We start from the raw sequence: 18,596 nt of genomic DNA on the forward strand, positions 1-18,596 counted from the left end.
CAGTGACCTTTTCAATGGATAAAACCAAGCTCGTTGAGCAAATACAAGAAAACTTAAAAGACATTTACCATAAAGCCATTGATGCGGATAGCGTATTAAAGCAACAGCAAGAGCAAGGTAAAGCCAAGTTTAGTGCGCTGTTCAAAGACAGCTTGTTTAAAGACCAACATCGCCAGTTTTTACCTTATGTAGAAGAGTTAGCCAGTGACTTGGTATTGTTACAAGAATGCCAAGACGATGAGCACTTTGTCACTCAACTAAAAGTAATGGTGGCTAAACTTGAGCAAATGCATAAGTTATTAGTTGAATTTAAACAACTTACTCGCCAATAGCCGGCTTAATGGTTTCGCGTAAATAGGGGGAAAATTCCTCGGCCTGCGCCCAAGCAGCAATGGCCGCCCCTAGTACAAACACTTCCTTGGTAATGCCTTTAAGCTGGTTTAGATGCTGCTCGTTCTCTACACCATCAACCATCAGCTTCACCCCTAAGCGATTAGCAAACATCACCGTAGCCGTTAGCATAGGCTGTTTATCGGTTGAATTTAGTAACTCTGCCATTAAAGACTTGGCCCCACGCAGGTATTGCACCGGTAGGTGATTTAACAACTCCAGAGGACATTCAGCGCTGCCAAAATTATCCAGCGATAAACTCACACCAATTCTGCGTAACTCTCTAATAGCGTCGACACAATTCAGCAGCATTTGCTGGTCGCTATCGATGATATTAATGATTAATCGATGCGGCAGAATACGACTCTCTATCAGTACCTTATTCACTAATACTAATAAATCAGTATGTAAAGTAGATGAGGAGATAGACACCGCTAATTGCAGATGAGGGTCAACCGCGTGGTGCCAGCGTTTAAGCTGTTGGGTGGCAGCTCGTAGTACCCAAGACTCTAACGTGACCACACAGCCACTGGCATGTGCAATACTCACTAGTTCGTCTTGTTCAATCCAGCCGTAAACGGGATGTTTCCAACGCGCTTGAACTTCTGCTCCCACTACTTTATCACTCGTAAGATCTACAATAGGTTGGTAAAACAAACTCAAATCTTGTTGTTCTAGCGCTGCTCGCAGTTCGCTCAGCAATTGTTGTTCGCGCTCTTTAGCCAACTGCATTTCGCCTTCAAAAAACTGCCAAGAACTGCATCGAAATTGCTGCTTAGCTTGATACATCGCAGTATCAGCCTGCCCCAATATCGTTAACCAATCCTCACCGTTGTCTAAGGCCATACTGATACCAATACTGGTACCAACAAAACATTCACGCCCTTCTAAAGACATTGGTTTTTCTATTACATTTATTAAGCGTTCAGCAAAACCAGAGCAGTCTTCATTAGAGCGCACGCGTGTTTGTACGATGGCAAATTCATCACCACCTAAGCGCACAGCAAAGTCACAGTGGCGCATTTGGCCACCCAAACGTTGCGCGACCAAATTGAGAATTCGGTCACCGTACTCATGCCCGTAGTTATCGTTAATGCTTTTAAAACCATTCAAGTCCAGCACCATAATGGCGTAATCACGGCGGTTATCTTCGAGGCTATCGATAAATTCACGTAAGCCAGCGCGATTAGGCAGGCCGGTAAGCACATCGTGATTAGCCAAATAACGGTTTATGTGATTCTCGCGCACAATCATCACAATCAGAATAGAACCGCTAATTAATAACGCACCAATCGCAAAGGACAAAATCAGTTGCAGCTGCAGTAACCTAAAGTCGGTTTTCTTATCAAATTCACTATTACGCTGAAACTCGCGATTTACCAAGGTGTTGATTGGAGCAGCATACAGATCAAGGCGCTCGACCAAACGCTCGAACTTTTCATGAGATGGTGGTAAAGCGCGCAACAGCGGCTCGATACGCTGCACTTCTTGAAACAACTCCCGCACTAAATGCTTAGCTGATTGAATGCTCTGAAAGCCTGCGGTTTCTTGGCCTTCCAGTAAAACCGGGAAGCGGCTCCACAAAATATCGTAGCGCAGCATCAGCTCTGATTGGCTGACGCCATTCAAGCGGTAAATCTGCAATGCATTAACAAAGCGTCGATGCTCCATTTGCAATTGGACGACAGACCAAGAACTTGTGGATTTAGGCGACTCCAATAGCTGAATAATTTGCCGAAGTTGATACACACAGATCACCGCACTAACAATAAACAGTGAAACAACCAGTGAAATTAAGCCTTTTTTGTATTTTTGAGGAAGCCTAGTAAGCCAATTCATCAACAATTAAACTCACTTAACAATAATGCTGCGCAGCTGCCAAATCATAAAGTCGTTATATGGCATCTGTAACAGCTCTGGGTGTTTATCAATAGGTAACATTAACCATAGCGGTCCCTTGTCACGCACCCGCATCACACGATCGTTATCAGACCAAGCTAAAATAGGTTCAAATTCCGCAATATCGTCAAACTCAATTTCCACTTCGTAATTGTTTAATGCAACCAAAGTGAGCTTAGTAGAGCGAGCCCCTGCCATTTCAAGCAGATCAGATACTTTAGGGCCTTTATAGTGATGACGACTTTCAACCCAAGGATGACGAGTAACAATAGTGTGTTGCGGCATAGCCTGCAGCATTTTCAAATCGAAATCTGCCGCCCCCTCGCTGTTACTGTTTTGAATTAGACCGGCAATGGTAAGAATTGGCTCGTCGGTTGGTTTTGGCAGCTCAGCGGCTACCAAAGAGGTAAACAACAATAAACTTAGGGCTATCAATATTTTCATAACTCGTCCTCCTTAACTAAGTTATTCAACCACCAAATTACATTTTTATAATAAAAGGTAGTCTCTGTTACTTGAGTATGCGCGAGTTTTTCCCAATAAAAAAGGGCAAGCTGAAAGCTTACCCTTTTTATAAAACAGACACTTTTCTATAGATGCTTAATAACTAGATAAAAGTAGTTCTTACTGTTAGCAGCCACAATCCAACTCGACTGTAAACTCTAGGTCTGGATGTAAAATATTATACTCAGCGTTCGTGTCAGTTGCCGGGACATATATTGGACGCATAATATAGTTATTTCCAGCATTGATAGCTACGCCATCGCTAGCGTCGGCATAAAACAACCAACTATTTTCGTCACCAGGAGTTGCAGGGTACTCGGTACCCGCAGCCAGCACAGCAAACTTGTTTCCTAGAGGGTGGGCTATTGCATTTATTACTGAACTTATATTCCCAGTAGCGATGTCACTCGCTACTAATTCCAATTCGCCGCCATCAGACTTGGTCATGTAAAAATCCACCGGACCTTCAAAACCCGGCGTACTATAGCTATTTAGTAAACGTATGTTAAACCGATTATTATCCGGTCTTGACTGCAAAAACGTAACATGGGCTAAGCGCAAACCTTTAGGTGCTATTGAGTGACCGTAGGCGTATATGAGATTAAAGTTACCCGATTTGATCCCCTTAATTGATCCTGCTTCGCCAATTGTTCCAAGAGAGTTCGAGTCTACAGCGGTGAAGGTTACATCTCTAGAGCTAACATTTTTCCAAAAATCTTCTGTTAGCTGAGTAGTTTTACTATGGGATAAATACGGAACGTCTGTCTCTTCCCCTACTGGATTGCTTAGCGCAGGGCCATAAGAGTAGTATAATTGTAAGTTAATCGGCGCATAATATTGGTTAGAGAAGGCCACTGCGGTTTGGGTTGTTGGGTCGTCATCAGCCAAAGAGTTCCCCCCCCCACCAATCGATACGGAACCTTCGTCACCGCCACACCCAAACAGGCCAAATGACACTAATAGTGCCATTGCAAACTTTGTCTTACGTCCCTTTAACATACCGCTTCCTTGTCCGTACAAATTAAATCAAACTGAAATATTAACTAATAATATCATTTAATTACCCACCCTTGATACTTTTGTAAAGAAACTCATTAGCGGTGAGTTAATTATTTTCTCTAATGTTGAAGAGCATCAATTTTTTGCGATCCATTTACCTCGATAACGCAACACAGAAATAAAAGTTGGGCAGTTAGAAAACAAAAAAGGCCGCCTAAGCGACCTTTTCTTCTATTGCACTAAGTCTTCTTATTCGAAGATTTTAGCTACAACACCCGCACCTACTGTACGGCCACCCTCACGGATTGCGAAGCGTAAACCTTCGTCCATCGCGATTGGGCAGATTAGCTCTACAACAAACTTCAAGTTGTCGCCAGGCATTACCATTTCAACACCTTCAGGAAGCTCTACAGCACCTGTTACGTCAGTTGTACGGAAGTAGAACTGTGGACGGTAACCTTTGAAGAAAGGAGTATGACGGCCACCTTCGTCTTTGCTTAGTACGTATACTTCAGCTTCGAACTTGGTGTGTGGAGTAATTGAGCCAGGAGCTGCAAGTACTTGACCACGTTGTACGTCATCACGCTTAGTACCACGTAACAAAATACCACAGTTCTCACCAGCACGACCTTCGTCAAGAAGCTTGCGGAACATTTCAACACCAGTACAAGTTGTTTTGGTGGTTTCTTTTACGCCAACAATTTCAATTTCTTCTGAAACTTTAACGATACCACGCTCAACACGACCAGTAACAACTGTACCACGACCTGAAATTGAGAACACATCTTCAATTGGTAGTAGGAACGGCTTGTCGATGTCACGCTCTGGCTCAGGAATGTAAGTATCTAGGGCTTCTGCAAGCTCTACAATCTTAGCTTCCCATGCTTCTTCGCCTTCTAGGGCTTTAAGCGCTGAACCTTGGATTACTGGAATGTCATCACCTGGGAATTCGTATTCAGATAGAAGTTCACGAACTTCCATTTCTACTAATTCTAGTAATTCTTCGTCATCTACCATGTCACATTTGTTCATGAATACGATGATGTAAGGTACACCAACCTGACGTGAAAGCAGGATGTGCTCACGTGTTTGTGGCATTGGGCCATCTGTAGAAGCAACTACTAAGATAGCGCCGTCCATTTGTGCAGCACCAGTGATCATGTTTTTAACGTAATCGGCGTGTCCAGGACAGTCTACGTGTGCGTAGTGACGACTTGGAGTATCGTACTCTACGTGTGAAGTAGAAATCGTAATACCACGCTCGCGCTCTTCTGGAGCGTTATCGATTGCTGCGAAGTCTTTAGCTTCACCACCGTATACTTTTGCAAGTACGTTAGTAATAGCGGCTGTTAGTGTAGTTTTACCGTGGTCTACGTGGCCAATTGTACCAACGTTTACATGCGGTTTATTACGTTCAAATTTTTCTTTAGACACGATATGTACCTTCTTTTCCATTCCAACCTGCCTCACTCGAGACAGATCAATCATAGTTGAATTAGTTTACTTTGCTTCTACGATAGTATCAGCAACGTTTTTCGGCGCTTCATTATACTCTAGGAATTCCATAGAGTAAGAGGCTCGCCCCTGAGTAGCCGAACGTAGATCTGTAGCATAGCCGAACATTGCAGACAGCGGCACTTTAGACTTAATAATCTTTAAGCCCGCAGCCCCATCGTCCATGCCTTCAATTATGCCACGACGACGATTCAAGTCACCCACTACATCGCCCATCCAATCTTCAGGGGTTGTAACTTCTACTTTCATCATCGGCTCGAGCAGTACTGGATCAGCATCCAATGCGCCTTTTCTGAAGCCCATTGCACCGGCAATTTTAAACGCCATTTCGTTAGAGTCAACATCGTGGAATGAACCATCGAATAAAGTGACTTTAACATCAAGTAGCGGGTACCCTGCCAGCACACCCTGATCCATTTGCTCTTTACAGCCTTTGTCTACTGCTGGGATGTATTCCTTAGGAACCGCACCGCCCACAATCTCATTGACAAATTCGTAACCAGCACCTGGCTCTAGAGGTTCCATACGCAACCAAACGTGACCGTATTGACCACGACCACCGGATTGACGAACGAACTTTCCTTCCACTTCAACTTGCTTGCGAATCGCTTCGCGATAAGCAACTTGAGGTTTACCTACATTACAATTCACGCTGAATTCGCGCTTCATGCGATCTACGATGATATCTAAGTGTAACTCACCCATACCTGAGATAAGGGTTTGTCCAGATTCTTCGTTAGTTTCTACGCGAAACGATGGATCCTCAGCGGCCAATTTACCTAAAGCAACACCCATTTTTTCTTGGTCTGCTTTGGTTCGAGGCTCTACAGCAATTTGAATTACTGGCTCAGGAAATTCCATTCGCTCAAGAACAACTTTATTGTTCATATCACATAAAGTGTCACCCGTGGTTACGTCTTTAAGACCAATCGCAGCGGCGATATCACCGGCACGAACTTCTTTGATCTCTTTACGGTCGTTTGAGTGCATTTGCACCATACGACCTAAACGCTCACGTTTTTGTTTAACCGAGTTATACACCGCAGTGCCGGTTTCCACCGTCCCCGAATAAACTCGCATAAAGGTCAACGTTCCCACAAATGGGTCGGTTGCAATTTTAAACGCCAATGCTGCAAATGGAGCTTCGTCGTCTGCTGGACAGGCAACTTCGTTGTCTTTTTCGTCCAAACCTTTAATTGCGGCAACGTGATTTGGTGCTGGCAAATATTCTACAACAGCATCAAGCACTGCTTGAACGCCTTTGTTTTTGAATGCCGAACCACAAGTCGCTAACACGATCTCATTGTTTAACGTGCGCGTACGCAAACCAAACTTGATTTCGGTTTCAGTTAACTCGCCTTCTTCTAAGTATTTATCCATCAGCTCGTCATTAGCTTCTGCTGCTGCTTCCACGAGTTCTTCGTGTAGCTCTTCAGCGCGGCCAAGTAGATCTGCAGGGATGTCTTCGTAGTTGAAGGTGGTACCTTGATCAGCTTCGTTCCAGTTAATTGCCTTCATTTTAATCAGGTCAATTACACCAACGAATCCGTCTTCAGCACCAACGTTAAGTTGAATAGGCACGCAATTTGCGCCTAAGCGATCACGGATTTGCTCGATTACTCGCTCAAAATCTGCACCAGCTCTATCCATTTTGTTCACGAATACCATTCGTGGAACTGAATATTTATCAGCTTGGCGCCAGACTGTTTCTGATTGAGGTTCAACACCTGATGAACCACAAAACACAACTACTGCCCCATCTAATACGCGCAACGAACGTTCAACTTCAATAGTGAAGTCTACGTGCCCTGGAGTATCGATGATGTTTACACGGTGTTCATCGAACTGTGCGTTCATACCACGCCAAAAAGTAGTGGTAGCCGCAGAGGTAATGGTAATACCGCGCTCTTGTTCTTGTTCCATCCAGTCCATGGTGGCTGCGCCATCATGCACCTCACCTATTTTGTGAGATAGACCAGTATAAAAAAGAACACGCTCTGTGGTTGTTGTTTTGCCAGCGTCAACATGAGCAACAATACCAATATTACGGTAGCGCTCAATAGGAGTTGTACGAGCCATTCTTATCCTCTTGCTAAGGAAACATCCTTAGTCTCACATAGAAAGCCGCACAGCTGCGTTAAGCAGCTGTGCAACCAATTACCAGCGGTAATGTGCAAACGCTTTGTTTGCATCAGCCATACGGTGAACGTCTTCACGTTTCTTAACCGCAGAACCTTTGTTTTCCGCTCCGTCTAGGATTTCACCCGCTAGACGTAAAGCCATAGATTTTTCACCACGTTTACGTGCTGCATCTACCATCCAACGCATACCTAATGTGTTGCGACGTACTGGACGTACTTCAACAGGTACTTGGTAAGTAGAACCACCAACACGGCGAGATTTAACCTCTACCGTTGGGCGCACGTTTTCAAGAGCCATTTCAAAGATCTCTTGGTGAGACTTGCCTGATTTCTCAGCGGCAGCGTCTAATGCACCATATACAATCTTTTCTGAAATAGATTTTTTCCCATCAACCATTACTACGTTGATGAACTTAGCCAGAAGTTCTGATCCGAACTTAGGATCTGGTAAGATTTTGCGTTGACCGATCACTCGACGTCTAGGCATTTGAATATCTCCGGTATGCTTCAGGTTTCCCCAAAACGAATTTTAAAAAAATTTCGCTATAACTAAATGTTTGGCCTTACTTAACGGAGAGCCGTTATGACTTAGGACGTTTAGCGCCGTACTTTGAACGTCCTTGACGACGATCACTTACGCCAGCACAGTCTAATGCGCCGCGTACGGTGTGATAACGCACACCTGGTAAATCTTTAACACGACCACCGCGAATCAAAATTACGCTGTGCTCTTGTAGGTTGTGACCTTCACCACCGATGTAAGATGTTACTTCGAATCCGTTAGTTAAACGAACACGAGCAACTTTACGTAGTGCTGAGTTAGGTTTTTTCGGAGTGGTAGTATATACGCGAGTACATACACCACGGCGTTGAGGACACGCAGCTAGTGCTGGTACATTGCTTTTTACAGCTTTACTAGCACGTGGCTTGCGAACCAACTGGTTAATCGTTGCCATTTTAAATAGCTCCTGAAATTACTTTTTAACGTGTGAAAAATCTACCCCAATTTTGGGGAGGCGAAATTTTATGCGCTCGCAGGAAAAGTGTCAAGGCTTGCTCAAGCTTACAGGCTAATATTTTTCATGGTTGAGAGCTTCGCTCACCACGTTAAGGCAGGGTGATGTGTAACGCTTAGTTGCACCATGGCTTGGTAATCCACTAACACTTTATCGCATACTTCTATACCGCGGGCACTCACATCGGCACTTAGCACCGATAACCTACTTTGCTGCTCTAGTTGCAGCAAACGCGGGTCACTGCGCAGCCAAGCGTACACCGCGTCTTCAATTAGTACGAGGTGACCGCTGCCATCAAGCTCGCTCAAACAACGCTCAAACACTTCACTTGCGTAAGGATGTCTCAGAATATGCAGCATACTAAAACCTCAATATTGCATGGGCGTTACAGTGACGTGAATAGAACTCTTTGGAATCTAAAGCTCTCACTGTAATAGCAAGTTGGTCTAAGGCTAAGCCTCGCTCCTGCATAGAGGCTTTATCTATAAAGATCTCTTCTACGTCGTATAAATCCAGTAAGCCATATGTAGGCAATACGTCACGTTGCAGAATGGCAGCAGAGTCTTGATTATTAACCAGCTGCCAAACTCCGTCGCCTTCAAAGAAAACCACAACATCTTCAGATACCGCAGAAGATGCTAAAGCCGCATCTAAGGCTTCACGCCCCAGGCTAGAACCGTGAGGAGCGGCACCAAATACAAACACCAAGGACTTACTCATAGTTGCACCACCCTGTCGCTACTTAACATAGCGGTGGCCATTTCAGCCAACCCAGACATAGCAAACTGATGACTCATGTTAAACGACTCGACAGCTTGATTTTCAAGGTCTTCTTTGGCCACTACGCCACGACGATATGCCGCAGCGCTGCAAACCAATAATTCACAACCACTATTGTTTTTAAGCTCAATCCAGCATTGATGTATGTCCACTTCGTCACTTGCAGGCAAGCTAGTACTGAGACTATTAGTTACGCCGTCCAAATAAAAGAATACCGTTTTGAGTTGATGCCCTTCGGCCACTAGCGAATTGGCAAAATTAAGTGCGGTAGCACTGCCTTGCTTGCCATAAAGGGGGCTGGTAACAACTAAGGTATAAGAGAGGCTCATTTTGGATTACTTAATATGAGCAATAGCTTCAACTTCGACCAAAACATCTTTAGGCAAGCGAGCAACCTCTACGCATGAACGAGCAGGCGCACTTTCAGGGAAATAACTGGCATATACATCGTTGAAAGCAGCAAAATTAGCCATGTCACTAAGAAAACACGTTGTTTTGAACACTGTAGATGCATCAGCTTCCGCTGCGGCTAGCACTGCCATAAGGTTTTCCATCACTTGTTTGGTTTGTTCACTAATACCACCGGCAACTACTTCCATAGTGGCAGGGTCTAGTGGAATTTGGCCAGAAGTAAACACTAACTCATCAATTTTAGTTGCTTGCGAGTATGGGCCAATAGCAGCTGGAGCTGACTCGGTAGATACAATTTGCTTGCTCATAATATGCTCTTATTTTTAATCACTTTTAAAATCGGAGTCTGTGACTAACAAGCAAACTTGTCAAATTTTTTACGAATGAAGCTGAAACAAAAGGCATAAAAAAAGGCAGCCAATGGCTGCCTTTTTTACACTAGAGCAAGTTACTCTGCGTCTGGCGCTGCGTTTAGTAAAGCAGCTAAGTTATCAGCAGCCTCATCGGCAGTGATAGGCGCTGGGGCTTCTGCTTTATTACGACGTTCTTCGTGATAAGCATAACCAGTACCCGCAGGTATTAAGCGACCAACAATAACGTTTTCTTTCAAGCCTCGTAGCTCATCCTGTTTACCACCCACTGCGGCTTCAGTAAGCACGCGAGTCGTTTCTTGGAATGAAGCAGCAGAAATAAACGATTCTGTTGATAGAGAAGCTTTAGTGATACCTAACAACTCACGGCGATAAACCGCTGGGCGTTTGCCATCAGCAACCAATTGACGATTTTCAATATTCACTCGCGCTACTTCAGCTTGCTCACCTAGCAAGAAGCTAGAATCGCCGGCATCAAGAATCAAACACTTACGAAGCATTTGACGCACGATAGTTTCAATGTGCTTATCGTTAATTTTCACACCTTGTAAACGGTATACGTCTTGTACTTCGTTTACGATGTAGTTTGCTACAGGGCTAATACCACGTAACCGCAAGATGTCGTGTGGAGACTCAGGGCCATCGGCGATAACTTCACCTTTTTGAACCTTCTCACCTTCAAACACGTTCAAGTTACGCCACTTAGGAATCATCTCTTCATAAGCATCTGCATCACTAGGAGTAATCACCAAGCGACGCTTACCTTTAGTTTCTTTACCGTAACTAATGGTACCGCTGATTTCCGCGAGAATCGCAGGCTCTTTAGGCTGACGCGCTTCAAACAAGTCGGCTACGCGAGGTAGACCACCGGTAATATCCTTAGTACCGCTTGATTCTTGAGGGATACGAGCAATTGCATCACCAACACCCACTTCTGCAGAATCTTCCAAGTTAACAATTGCTTTACTCGGCAAGAAATATTGAGCAGGAATGTCAGTACCAGCAATCAACACATCGTTTCCAGAACCGTCAACCAGTTTCACCATTGGACGCATTTCTTTACCAGCGCCTGGGCGCTCGTTAGGGTCCAGTACGTGAATACTTGAAAGGCCGGTAAGCTCATCGGTTTGACGGCTTACAGTGATGCCTTCAACCATATCAACGAACTTAAGGCTACCAGGTACTTCAGTAATAATTGGGTGTGTATGCGGGTCCCAGTTGGCAACAACGTCACCAGACTTAACTGCACCACCATCAACCACTTCCAAAATACTACCGTATTGTAGTTTATGGCTTTCTTTGGTTTGCCCCATCTCATCGATGATGGTCAATTCCGTAGAACGCGATGTAACTACTAGCTTGCCAGCATTATTGGTAACAACTTTGGCGTTATGTAGCTTGATAGAACCCGCATTTTTAACTTGAATGCTGTTCTCGGCTGCCGCACGCGATGCCGCACCACCAATGTGGAAGGTACGCATCGTAAGCTGTGTTCCTGGCTCACCAATGGATTGAGCAGCAACAACACCGACCGCTTCACCGCGACCAACTAGGATGCCTCGAGCCAAGTCACGACCGTAACAAAGCGCACAAACACCGAAGTCGTTAGCACAGCTAATTACCGAGCGAACTTTAACGGTATCCACTGAGTTCTCTTCAAGAAGGTCACACAGTTTCTCGTCAAGCAAGGTTTTGTCTTTAAGCAGTACTTCATTGTCCGTACCAGGCTTAATGACATCGCCAACCAATACACGACCAAGAACACGCTCACGTAGTGGCTCAACAACATCGCCACCCTCAATGTGAGGTGTCATCAAGATACCCTCTTCGGTACCACAGTCGGTTTCGGTAACAACCAAATCTTGTGCTACATCTACTAAGCGGCGAGTTAGGTAACCCGAGTTCGCCGTTTTCAATGCAGTATCAGCCAAACCTTTACGCGCACCGTGAGTAGAGATGAAGTACTGAAGTACGTTCAAGCCTTCACGGAAGTTAGCCACAATAGGAGTTTCGATAATCGAACCATCCGGTTTAGCCATCAAACCACGCATACCCGCTAGCTGACGAATCTGAGCAGCACTACCACGTGCGCCAGAGTCGGCCATCATAAAGATGCTGTTGAAAGAGTCTTGACTCTCTTCTTCACCGTCTTTATTTAGAACAGTTTCAGTAGACAGATTGTCCATCATCGCTTTCGATACTTTTTCGTTGGCCGAAGCCCAAATATCGATAACTTTGTTGTAACGCTCACCCGCGGTAACCAAACCAGCTAAGAACTGTTCTTGGATTTCGCTTACTTCGTCACTGGCTTCTTCCACGATGTCTTTCTTAGCATCAGGGATAACCATGTCGTTAATACCTACAGAGGCACCAGACAAGGTTGCATAATGGAAACCGGTGTACATTAATTGGTCAGCAAAAATAACTGAGTGCTTAAGACCAAGTTTACGATAACAAGTATTCAGCAATCCTGAGATTTGCTTCTTACCCATTGAACGGTTAACAAGTTCGAAAGGCAGACCTTTAGGTACGATTAACCATAAAATGGCACGACCAATGGTGGTTTGCTTGATTTCAGTCTTTTCGATTTTTGAACCATCTTCAGCTACCACAACTTCAGTAATACGCACGTTTACACGGGCATGAATACTGGCTTGCTTAGCACGGTATAACTTCTCTGCCTCTTTAGGGCCAGATAAGTACATACCTTCGCCTTCAGCATTTACACGTTCACGAGTCATGTAGTACAGACCCAATACAACGTCTTGCGAAGGTACGATAATTGGCTCACCGTTGGCTGGCGATAGTACGTTGTTGGTAGACATCATCAACGAACGTGCTTCTAACTGTGCTTCTAGGGTTAACGGTACGTGTACCGCCATTTGGTCCCCATCGAAGTCGGCGTTATAAGCGGCACATACTAGCGGGTGTAATTGAATCGCTTTACCTTCAATTAACACTGGCTCAAAGGCTTGAATACCCAAACGGTGCAAGGTTGGTGCACGGTTAAGTAATACCGGGTGTTCACGGATAACTTCTTCAAGAATATCCCAAACCTCACCACCTTCACGCTCAACCATCTTCTTAGCAGCTTTAATCGTAGTCGCAAGACCACGAAGCTCTAGCTTGCCGTAGATGAATGGCTTGAACAGCTCAAGTGCCATTTTCTTAGGTAAACCACACTGGTGTAAACGCAGTGTAGGACCAACGGTAATTACCGAACGACCAGAGTAATCTACACGTTTACCTAACAAGTTCTGACGGAAACGACCTTGCTTACCTTTGATCATATCAGCCAAAGATTTAAGCGGACGTTTGTTAGAACCGGTAATTGCGCGACCACGACGACCATTGTCTAACAGGGCATCTACTGCTTCTTGCAGCATACGCTTTTCGTTACGTACAATGATGTCTGGAGCAGCTAGGTCTAATAGACGCTTCAAACGGTTGTTACGGTTGATTACACGACGGTACAAGTCGTTCAAATCAGACGTAGCAAAACGGCCGCCATCTAGTGGAACTAGAGGACGCAAATCTGGTGGAAGAACCGGCAATACGGTCATAATCATCCACTCAGGTTTGTTACCTGAATCGCGGAACGCTTCCATAAGCTTAAGACGTTTAGTGGTCTTTTTACGCTTAGTTTCAGAGTTAGTGGTTTGTAACTCTTCGCGCATTACTTCGATTTCTTGATCAAGGTCTAAATGACGTAGTAAAGCTAGTACCGCTTCAGCACCCATTTTAGCTTCGAACTCATCGCCGTACTCTTCAAGAGAGTCTAAGTACGTTTCTTCGGTCAACATTTGGCCGCGCTCTAAGCTGGTCATGCCAGGCTCAGTCACTACAAATGATTCGAAGTAAAGTACGCGCTCAATATCACGTAGCGTCATATCTAGTAATAAACCGATACGCGATGGTAACGACTTAAGGAACCAGATGTGTGCCACAGGAGACGCTAGCTCAATGTGTCCCATACGGTCACGGCGAACTTTAGACTGTGTAACTTCTACGCCACACTTCTCACAGATAACACCACGGTGCTTCAAACGTTTGTATTTACCACACAAACATTCGTAATCTTTTACTGGGCCGAAAATACGGGCACAGAATAAACCGTCACGCTCTGGCTTGAAGGTACGATAGTTAATCGTTTCAGGTTTTTTAACTTCACCAAAAGACCAACTACGGATCTGATCAGGTGAAGCTAGGCCAATTTTAATGCCTTCAAACTCTTCGGTCTTGCTTTGTTGCTTAAGAAACTTAAGTAAATCTTTCACGTTTCTCTCCAAGTTGGAGTTAAACCTGGGGCGTTTCTAATGAAACGCCCGCCTTGCTTTTAAATCAGGTGAAGTCCTGTGCTTACAGCTCGTCCAACTCAATGTTGATACCAAGAGAACGGATCTCTTTAAGCAACACGTTGAACGACTCAGGCATGCCTGGTTCCATCTGATGATTACCATCAACGATATTTTTGTACATCTTAGTACGACCGTTAACGTCATCCGATTTAACCGTTAGCATTTCCTGCAAGGTGTAAGCAGCACCGTATGCTTCAAGTGCCCATACTTCCATCTCACCGAAGCGCTGACCACCGAACTGTGCTTTACCACCAAGAGGCTGCTGAGTAACCAAGCTGTAAGAACCAGTAGAACGAGCGTGCATCTTGTCATCAACCAAGTGGTTAAGTTTCAACATGTACATGTAACCAACAGTTACAGGGCGCTCAAATTCTTGACCGGTACGGCCATCACACAACACGATTTGACCTGAATCAGGCAAATCGGCTAAGCGTAATAGCTCTTTGATTTCAGCTTCTTTAGCACCATCAAATGCCGGTGTTGCCATAGGCACACCGCCACGTAAGTTCTTCGCCAGTGTCATTACTTCTTCATCAGTGAAGCTTGCAACGTCAACTTTAAGCGCGTCATCACCTACGTTGTACACTTTCTGGATGAAATCACGCAGTTTATCCATTTCGATTTCACGCTGAACTTTCAGCATTTCGTCGATTTTCTCACCAACACCTTTAGCCGCTAAGCCTAAGTGGGTTTCTAGGATCTGACCGATGTTCATCCGCGATGGTACACCTAGTGGGTTCAAGCAGATGTCTACTGGGCGACCAGTTTCGTCATACGGCATATCTTCACGTGGAACAATGGTAGAAATTACACCTTTGTTACCGTGACGACCCGCCATCTTGTCACCAGGTTGAATACGACGTTTAACCGCTAGGTAAACTTTAACAATTTTCAGTACGCCAGGCGCTAAGTCATCACCTTGAGTGATCTTACGACGCTTGATGTCGAACTGTTTGTCGAATTCAGCTTTGATTTCGTCATATTGCGCAGCAATTTGCTCTAGCTGCGTTTGAGCGTCTTCATCGCTTAATGCTGCTTCTAGCCAATCAGCTGGTTGCTGGCGATCTAAATCAGCTTCTGATTTACCGGCTGCAATCAATACAGACTTAGCACGAGCAAAGATACCTTCTTCAAGAATCTTGAACTCTTCGGTTAAATCTTTCTTCGCTTCTTTAAGCTGCATAGACTCAATTTCTTGAGCACGCTTGTCTTTTTCTACGCCATCGCGAGTAAAGACTTGAACGTCGATTACGGTACCAAATACAGAATTCGGTACACGTAGTGATGTATCTTTAACATCAGACGCTTTCTCACCAAAGATAGCTCGCAAGAGTTTCTCTTCAGGGGTTAATTGTGTTTCACCTTTAGGTGTAACCTTACCAACCAGAATGTCGCCAGGTTTAACTTCTGCACCAACATAAACAATACCTGACTCATCAAGCTTGCTTAGCGCTGACTCACCTACGTTAGGGATATCTGCAGAAATCTCTTCAGTTCCTAACTTGGTGTCACGAGCGATACAACTTAGTTCCTGAATATGAATAGTAGTAAAGCGATCTTCTTTTACTACATTCTCAGAGATACCAATTGAATCCTCAAAGTTGTAACCATTCCAAGGCATAAACGCTACGCGCATGTTTTGGCCAAGCGCCAACTCACCTAAGTCAGTTGAAGGACCATCTGCTAGTACGTCACCTTTAGAAACCGGCTCACCAGCTTTAACCACTGGACGTTGGTTAATACAGGTATTTTGGTTTGAACGGGTGTACTTAGTTAAGGTGTAAATGTCGATACCCGCTTCACCAGGAAGCATTTCGTCTTCATTTACCTTAACTACGATGCGACTCGCATCAGCGTAATCAACCGTACCGCCACGTTTAGACACAACAGTTACACCAGAGTCAACTGCAACCGCACGCTCAATACCAGTACCTACTAATGGCTTATCAGCACGTAGGGTTGGTACAGCTTGACGTTGCATGTTTGAACCCATCAATGCACGGTTTGCATCGTCGTGTTCTAAGAATGGAATCAACGATGCAGCAACAGAAATAATCTGCTGAGGACTTACGTCCATGTACTGAATTTGGTCAGTAGGCATGTACGTTGATTCACCCTTGTGGCGACAAGGTACTAAATCTGTTTCTACCATTTTGCCATTTACGTCGGCTTCAGCATTCGCCTGAGCGATTACGTAAGTGCCTTCGTCAATTGCCGACAAGTAATCTACTTCGTCAGTAATTTGGCCATCGATAACTTTACGATAAGGGGTTTCTAGGAAACCAAACTCGTTGGTGCGCGAATAAACCGCTAACGAGTTAATCAAACCAATGTTTGGACCTTCCGGTGTTTCAATCGGACATAAACGACCGTAGTGCGTAGGGTGTACGTCACGTACTTCAAAGCCAGCACGTTCACGAGTCAAACCACCAGGACCTAATGCAGAAACACGGCGTTTATGTGTTACTTCAGAAAGCGGGTTGTTTTGGTCCATGAACTGAGACAATTGGCTTGAACCAAAGAACTCTTTAACCGCAGCCGAGATAGGCTTAGCGTTAATCAAGTCTTGTGGCATTAGCGCGTCTAGGTCACCAAGGCTTAGGCGTTCTTTAACTGCACGTTCTACACGCACTAGACCAACACGGAATTGGTTTTCAGCCATTTCGCCAACACTACGAATTCGACGGTTACCAAGGTGGTCGATATCATCAACTTCACCACGGCCATTGCGAATTTCAATCAGTGTTTGCATTACCTTAACAATGTCGTCTTTATCAAGCACGCCAGCTACTGAACCGTCTTCACGGCCAACGCGGCTATTGAACTTCATACGACCAACCGTAGACAAGTCATAACGGTCGCCATTGAAGAACAAGTTCTCAAACAAGGCTTCTGCAGCGTCTTTTGTTGGTGGCTCACCAGGACGCATCATGCGGTAAATTTCTACTAGCGCTTCAAGGCGGTTAGTTGAAGAATCTACGCGTAAGGTATCTGAGATAAATGAACCATGGTCTAAATCATTTGTGTAAATGGTTTTTAGAACCTTGTGGCCCGCTTCAGATAACGCAGCAATTAACTCTAGATTTAATTCACTGTTCGCTTCTGCAACTACTTCACCAGTAGTTTCATCAATATATTCTTCAGCCAATACTTTATCGGCTAGGTACTCAACCGGCACTTCGATTTGCTCGACGCCTGATTTTTCCAATTGACGAATGTGGCGTGCAGTTACACGACGACCTGTTTCAATTAATACTTCGCCGTTTAACATCACGTCGAAAGAAACAGTATCACCACGCAAACGCGCAGGAACCAACTCCATCATTACCTTGCCGTCTTTTAGTTCAAAAGCGGTGGTATCGAAGAAGGTTTCTAGAATTTCTTGCGTAGTCATTTCTAACGCGCGCAAGATAATAGATGCTGGAAGTTTACGACGACGGTCGATACGAACAAACAAGTTGTCCTTAGGATCGAATTCGAAGTCTAACCATGAACCACGGTAAGGAATAACTCGAGCATTATATAACACCTTGCCTGAAGAGTGCGTTTTACCACGATCGTGATCGTAGAACACACCAGGGCTACGGTGTAATTGGGATACGATAACACGCTCAGTACCATTAATTACAAAAGTACCGTTACCTGTCATCAATGGGATTTCACCCATGTAAACTTCTTGCTCTTTGATGTCTTTAACCGTGCCAGCCGGAGCTTCACGATCAAATAACACTAAGCGCAGTTTAACGCGCAAGGGAGCAGAGTAGGTGACTCCACGAATTTGACATTCTTTAACGTCAAAAACCGGCTCGCCAAGACGGTAGCTAACATACTGTAGCTCTGAATATCCTGAATAACTGGCAATCGGGAATACACTGCGGAATGCAGCTTCCAGCCCATACTCGCCTTCAGGATCGATCTCTATGAATTTCTCAAAAGAGTCAAGCTGTATTGAAAGCAGGTAAGGCGTGTCCACTACTTGAGGACGTTTTCCAAAGTCCTTACGAATGCGTTTTTTCTCTGTATAAGAGTAAACCATATGGTTCCTCAGCTCGCTGATAAGTGACCCACTCTGTCCTCAATATCTGGGACAGTTCTTACATACCGTTTGTCGGTTTTCGCTGGAAATACATCCCAACGTTTTTTGCTAGACGCACCATCTAAAACGGTGATAAAAAAGACGGCGTCTTACAGCGCAAAAAGGCCGGTGGTCAA

Annotated in this window: 14 protein-coding genes; 1 reads left to right on the top strand and 13 read right to left on the bottom strand. The window is 44.7% G+C overall.

What is annotated here, in order from left to right:
* The first annotated feature begins 14 nt into the window (after nt 1-14).
* Complete coding sequence (gene priC / locus Q4549_RS08740) at nt 15-332, top strand: primosomal replication protein PriC (RefSeq protein ID WP_303511835.1); 318 nt, start codon at nt 15-17, stop codon at nt 330-332.
* Here priC and Q4549_RS08745 read toward each other — a convergent pair.
* The 13 genes from Q4549_RS08745 to rpoB all read right to left on the bottom strand — a co-directional run bounded on the left by Q4549_RS08745 (nt 319) and on the right by rpoB (nt 18,420).
* Complete coding sequence (locus Q4549_RS08745; RefSeq protein ID WP_303553821.1) at nt 319-2,229, bottom strand: bifunctional diguanylate cyclase/phosphodiesterase; 1,911 nt, start codon at nt 2,227-2,229, stop codon at nt 319-321. The two genes, priC and Q4549_RS08745, sit on opposite strands and share 14 nt — an antisense overlap.
* 12 nt (nt 2,230-2,241) lie before the next feature.
* Nucleotides 2,242-2,733, bottom strand: coding sequence for a molybdopterin-binding oxidoreductase (locus tag Q4549_RS08750; protein ID WP_303553822.1), 492 nt, complete (start codon nt 2,731-2,733; stop codon nt 2,242-2,244).
* Nucleotides 2,734-2,919: 186 nt separating this feature from the next.
* Nucleotides 2,920-3,792: a hypothetical protein gene (locus tag Q4549_RS08755; protein WP_303553823.1), complete on the bottom strand. Its 873-nt coding sequence runs from the start codon at nt 3,790-3,792 to the stop codon at nt 2,920-2,922.
* Between the two features lie 249 nt (nt 3,793-4,041).
* Entirely contained in the window at nt 4,042-5,226 is a 1,185-nt protein-coding gene (gene tuf, locus Q4549_RS08760; protein WP_137674361.1) for an elongation factor Tu, read from the bottom strand.
* A gap of 66 nt (nt 5,227-5,292) precedes the next feature.
* Nucleotides 5,293-7,386, bottom strand: coding sequence for an elongation factor G (fusA, locus tag Q4549_RS08765; protein WP_303553824.1), 2,094 nt, complete (start codon nt 7,384-7,386; stop codon nt 5,293-5,295).
* 78 nt (nt 7,387-7,464) lie between these two features.
* The gene (gene rpsG / locus Q4549_RS08770; protein WP_137674348.1) at nt 7,465-7,935 is read right to left on the bottom strand and encodes a 30S ribosomal protein S7; all 471 of its coding nucleotides are present in this window, start codon (nt 7,933-7,935) and stop codon (nt 7,465-7,467) included.
* Nucleotides 7,936-8,029: 94 nt separating this feature from the next.
* Nucleotides 8,030-8,404, bottom strand: coding sequence for a 30S ribosomal protein S12 (gene rpsL / locus Q4549_RS08775; protein ID WP_248714063.1), 375 nt, complete (start codon nt 8,402-8,404; stop codon nt 8,030-8,032).
* A gap of 143 nt (nt 8,405-8,547) precedes the next feature.
* On the bottom strand, nt 8,548-8,823 hold the full coding sequence (tusB, locus tag Q4549_RS08780) for a sulfurtransferase complex subunit TusB (protein WP_303553825.1): 276 nt from the start codon (nt 8,821-8,823) through the stop codon (nt 8,548-8,550).
* Nucleotide 8,824: 1 nt separating this feature from the next.
* A complete protein-coding gene (gene tusC / locus Q4549_RS08785; RefSeq protein ID WP_303511821.1) occupies nt 8,825-9,184 on the bottom strand; it encodes a sulfurtransferase complex subunit TusC in 360 nt (119 codons plus the stop codon).
* Complete coding sequence (gene tusD / locus Q4549_RS08790) at nt 9,181-9,573, bottom strand: sulfurtransferase complex subunit TusD (RefSeq protein WP_303553826.1); 393 nt, start codon at nt 9,571-9,573, stop codon at nt 9,181-9,183. Before tusD ends, tusC begins: the two co-directional genes overlap by 4 nt.
* 6 nt (nt 9,574-9,579) lie before the next feature.
* Nucleotides 9,580-9,963, bottom strand: coding sequence for a RidA family protein (locus Q4549_RS08795; protein ID WP_137674352.1), 384 nt, complete (start codon nt 9,961-9,963; stop codon nt 9,580-9,582).
* A gap of 140 nt (nt 9,964-10,103) precedes the next feature.
* Complete coding sequence (rpoC, locus tag Q4549_RS08800; RefSeq protein WP_303553827.1) at nt 10,104-14,303, bottom strand: DNA-directed RNA polymerase subunit beta'; 4,200 nt, start codon at nt 14,301-14,303, stop codon at nt 10,104-10,106.
* An 82-nt stretch (nt 14,304-14,385) separates the two neighbouring features.
* The gene (gene rpoB / locus Q4549_RS08805; RefSeq protein ID WP_137674354.1) at nt 14,386-18,420 is read right to left on the bottom strand and encodes a DNA-directed RNA polymerase subunit beta; all 4,035 of its coding nucleotides are present in this window, start codon (nt 18,418-18,420) and stop codon (nt 14,386-14,388) included.
* Nucleotides 18,421-18,596 lie beyond the last annotated feature (176 nt).

The sequence above is a fragment of the Agarivorans sp. 2_MG-2023 genome, from assembly GCF_030548085.1.
Taxonomy (GTDB): Bacteria; Pseudomonadota; Gammaproteobacteria; order Enterobacterales; family Celerinatantimonadaceae; genus Agarivorans.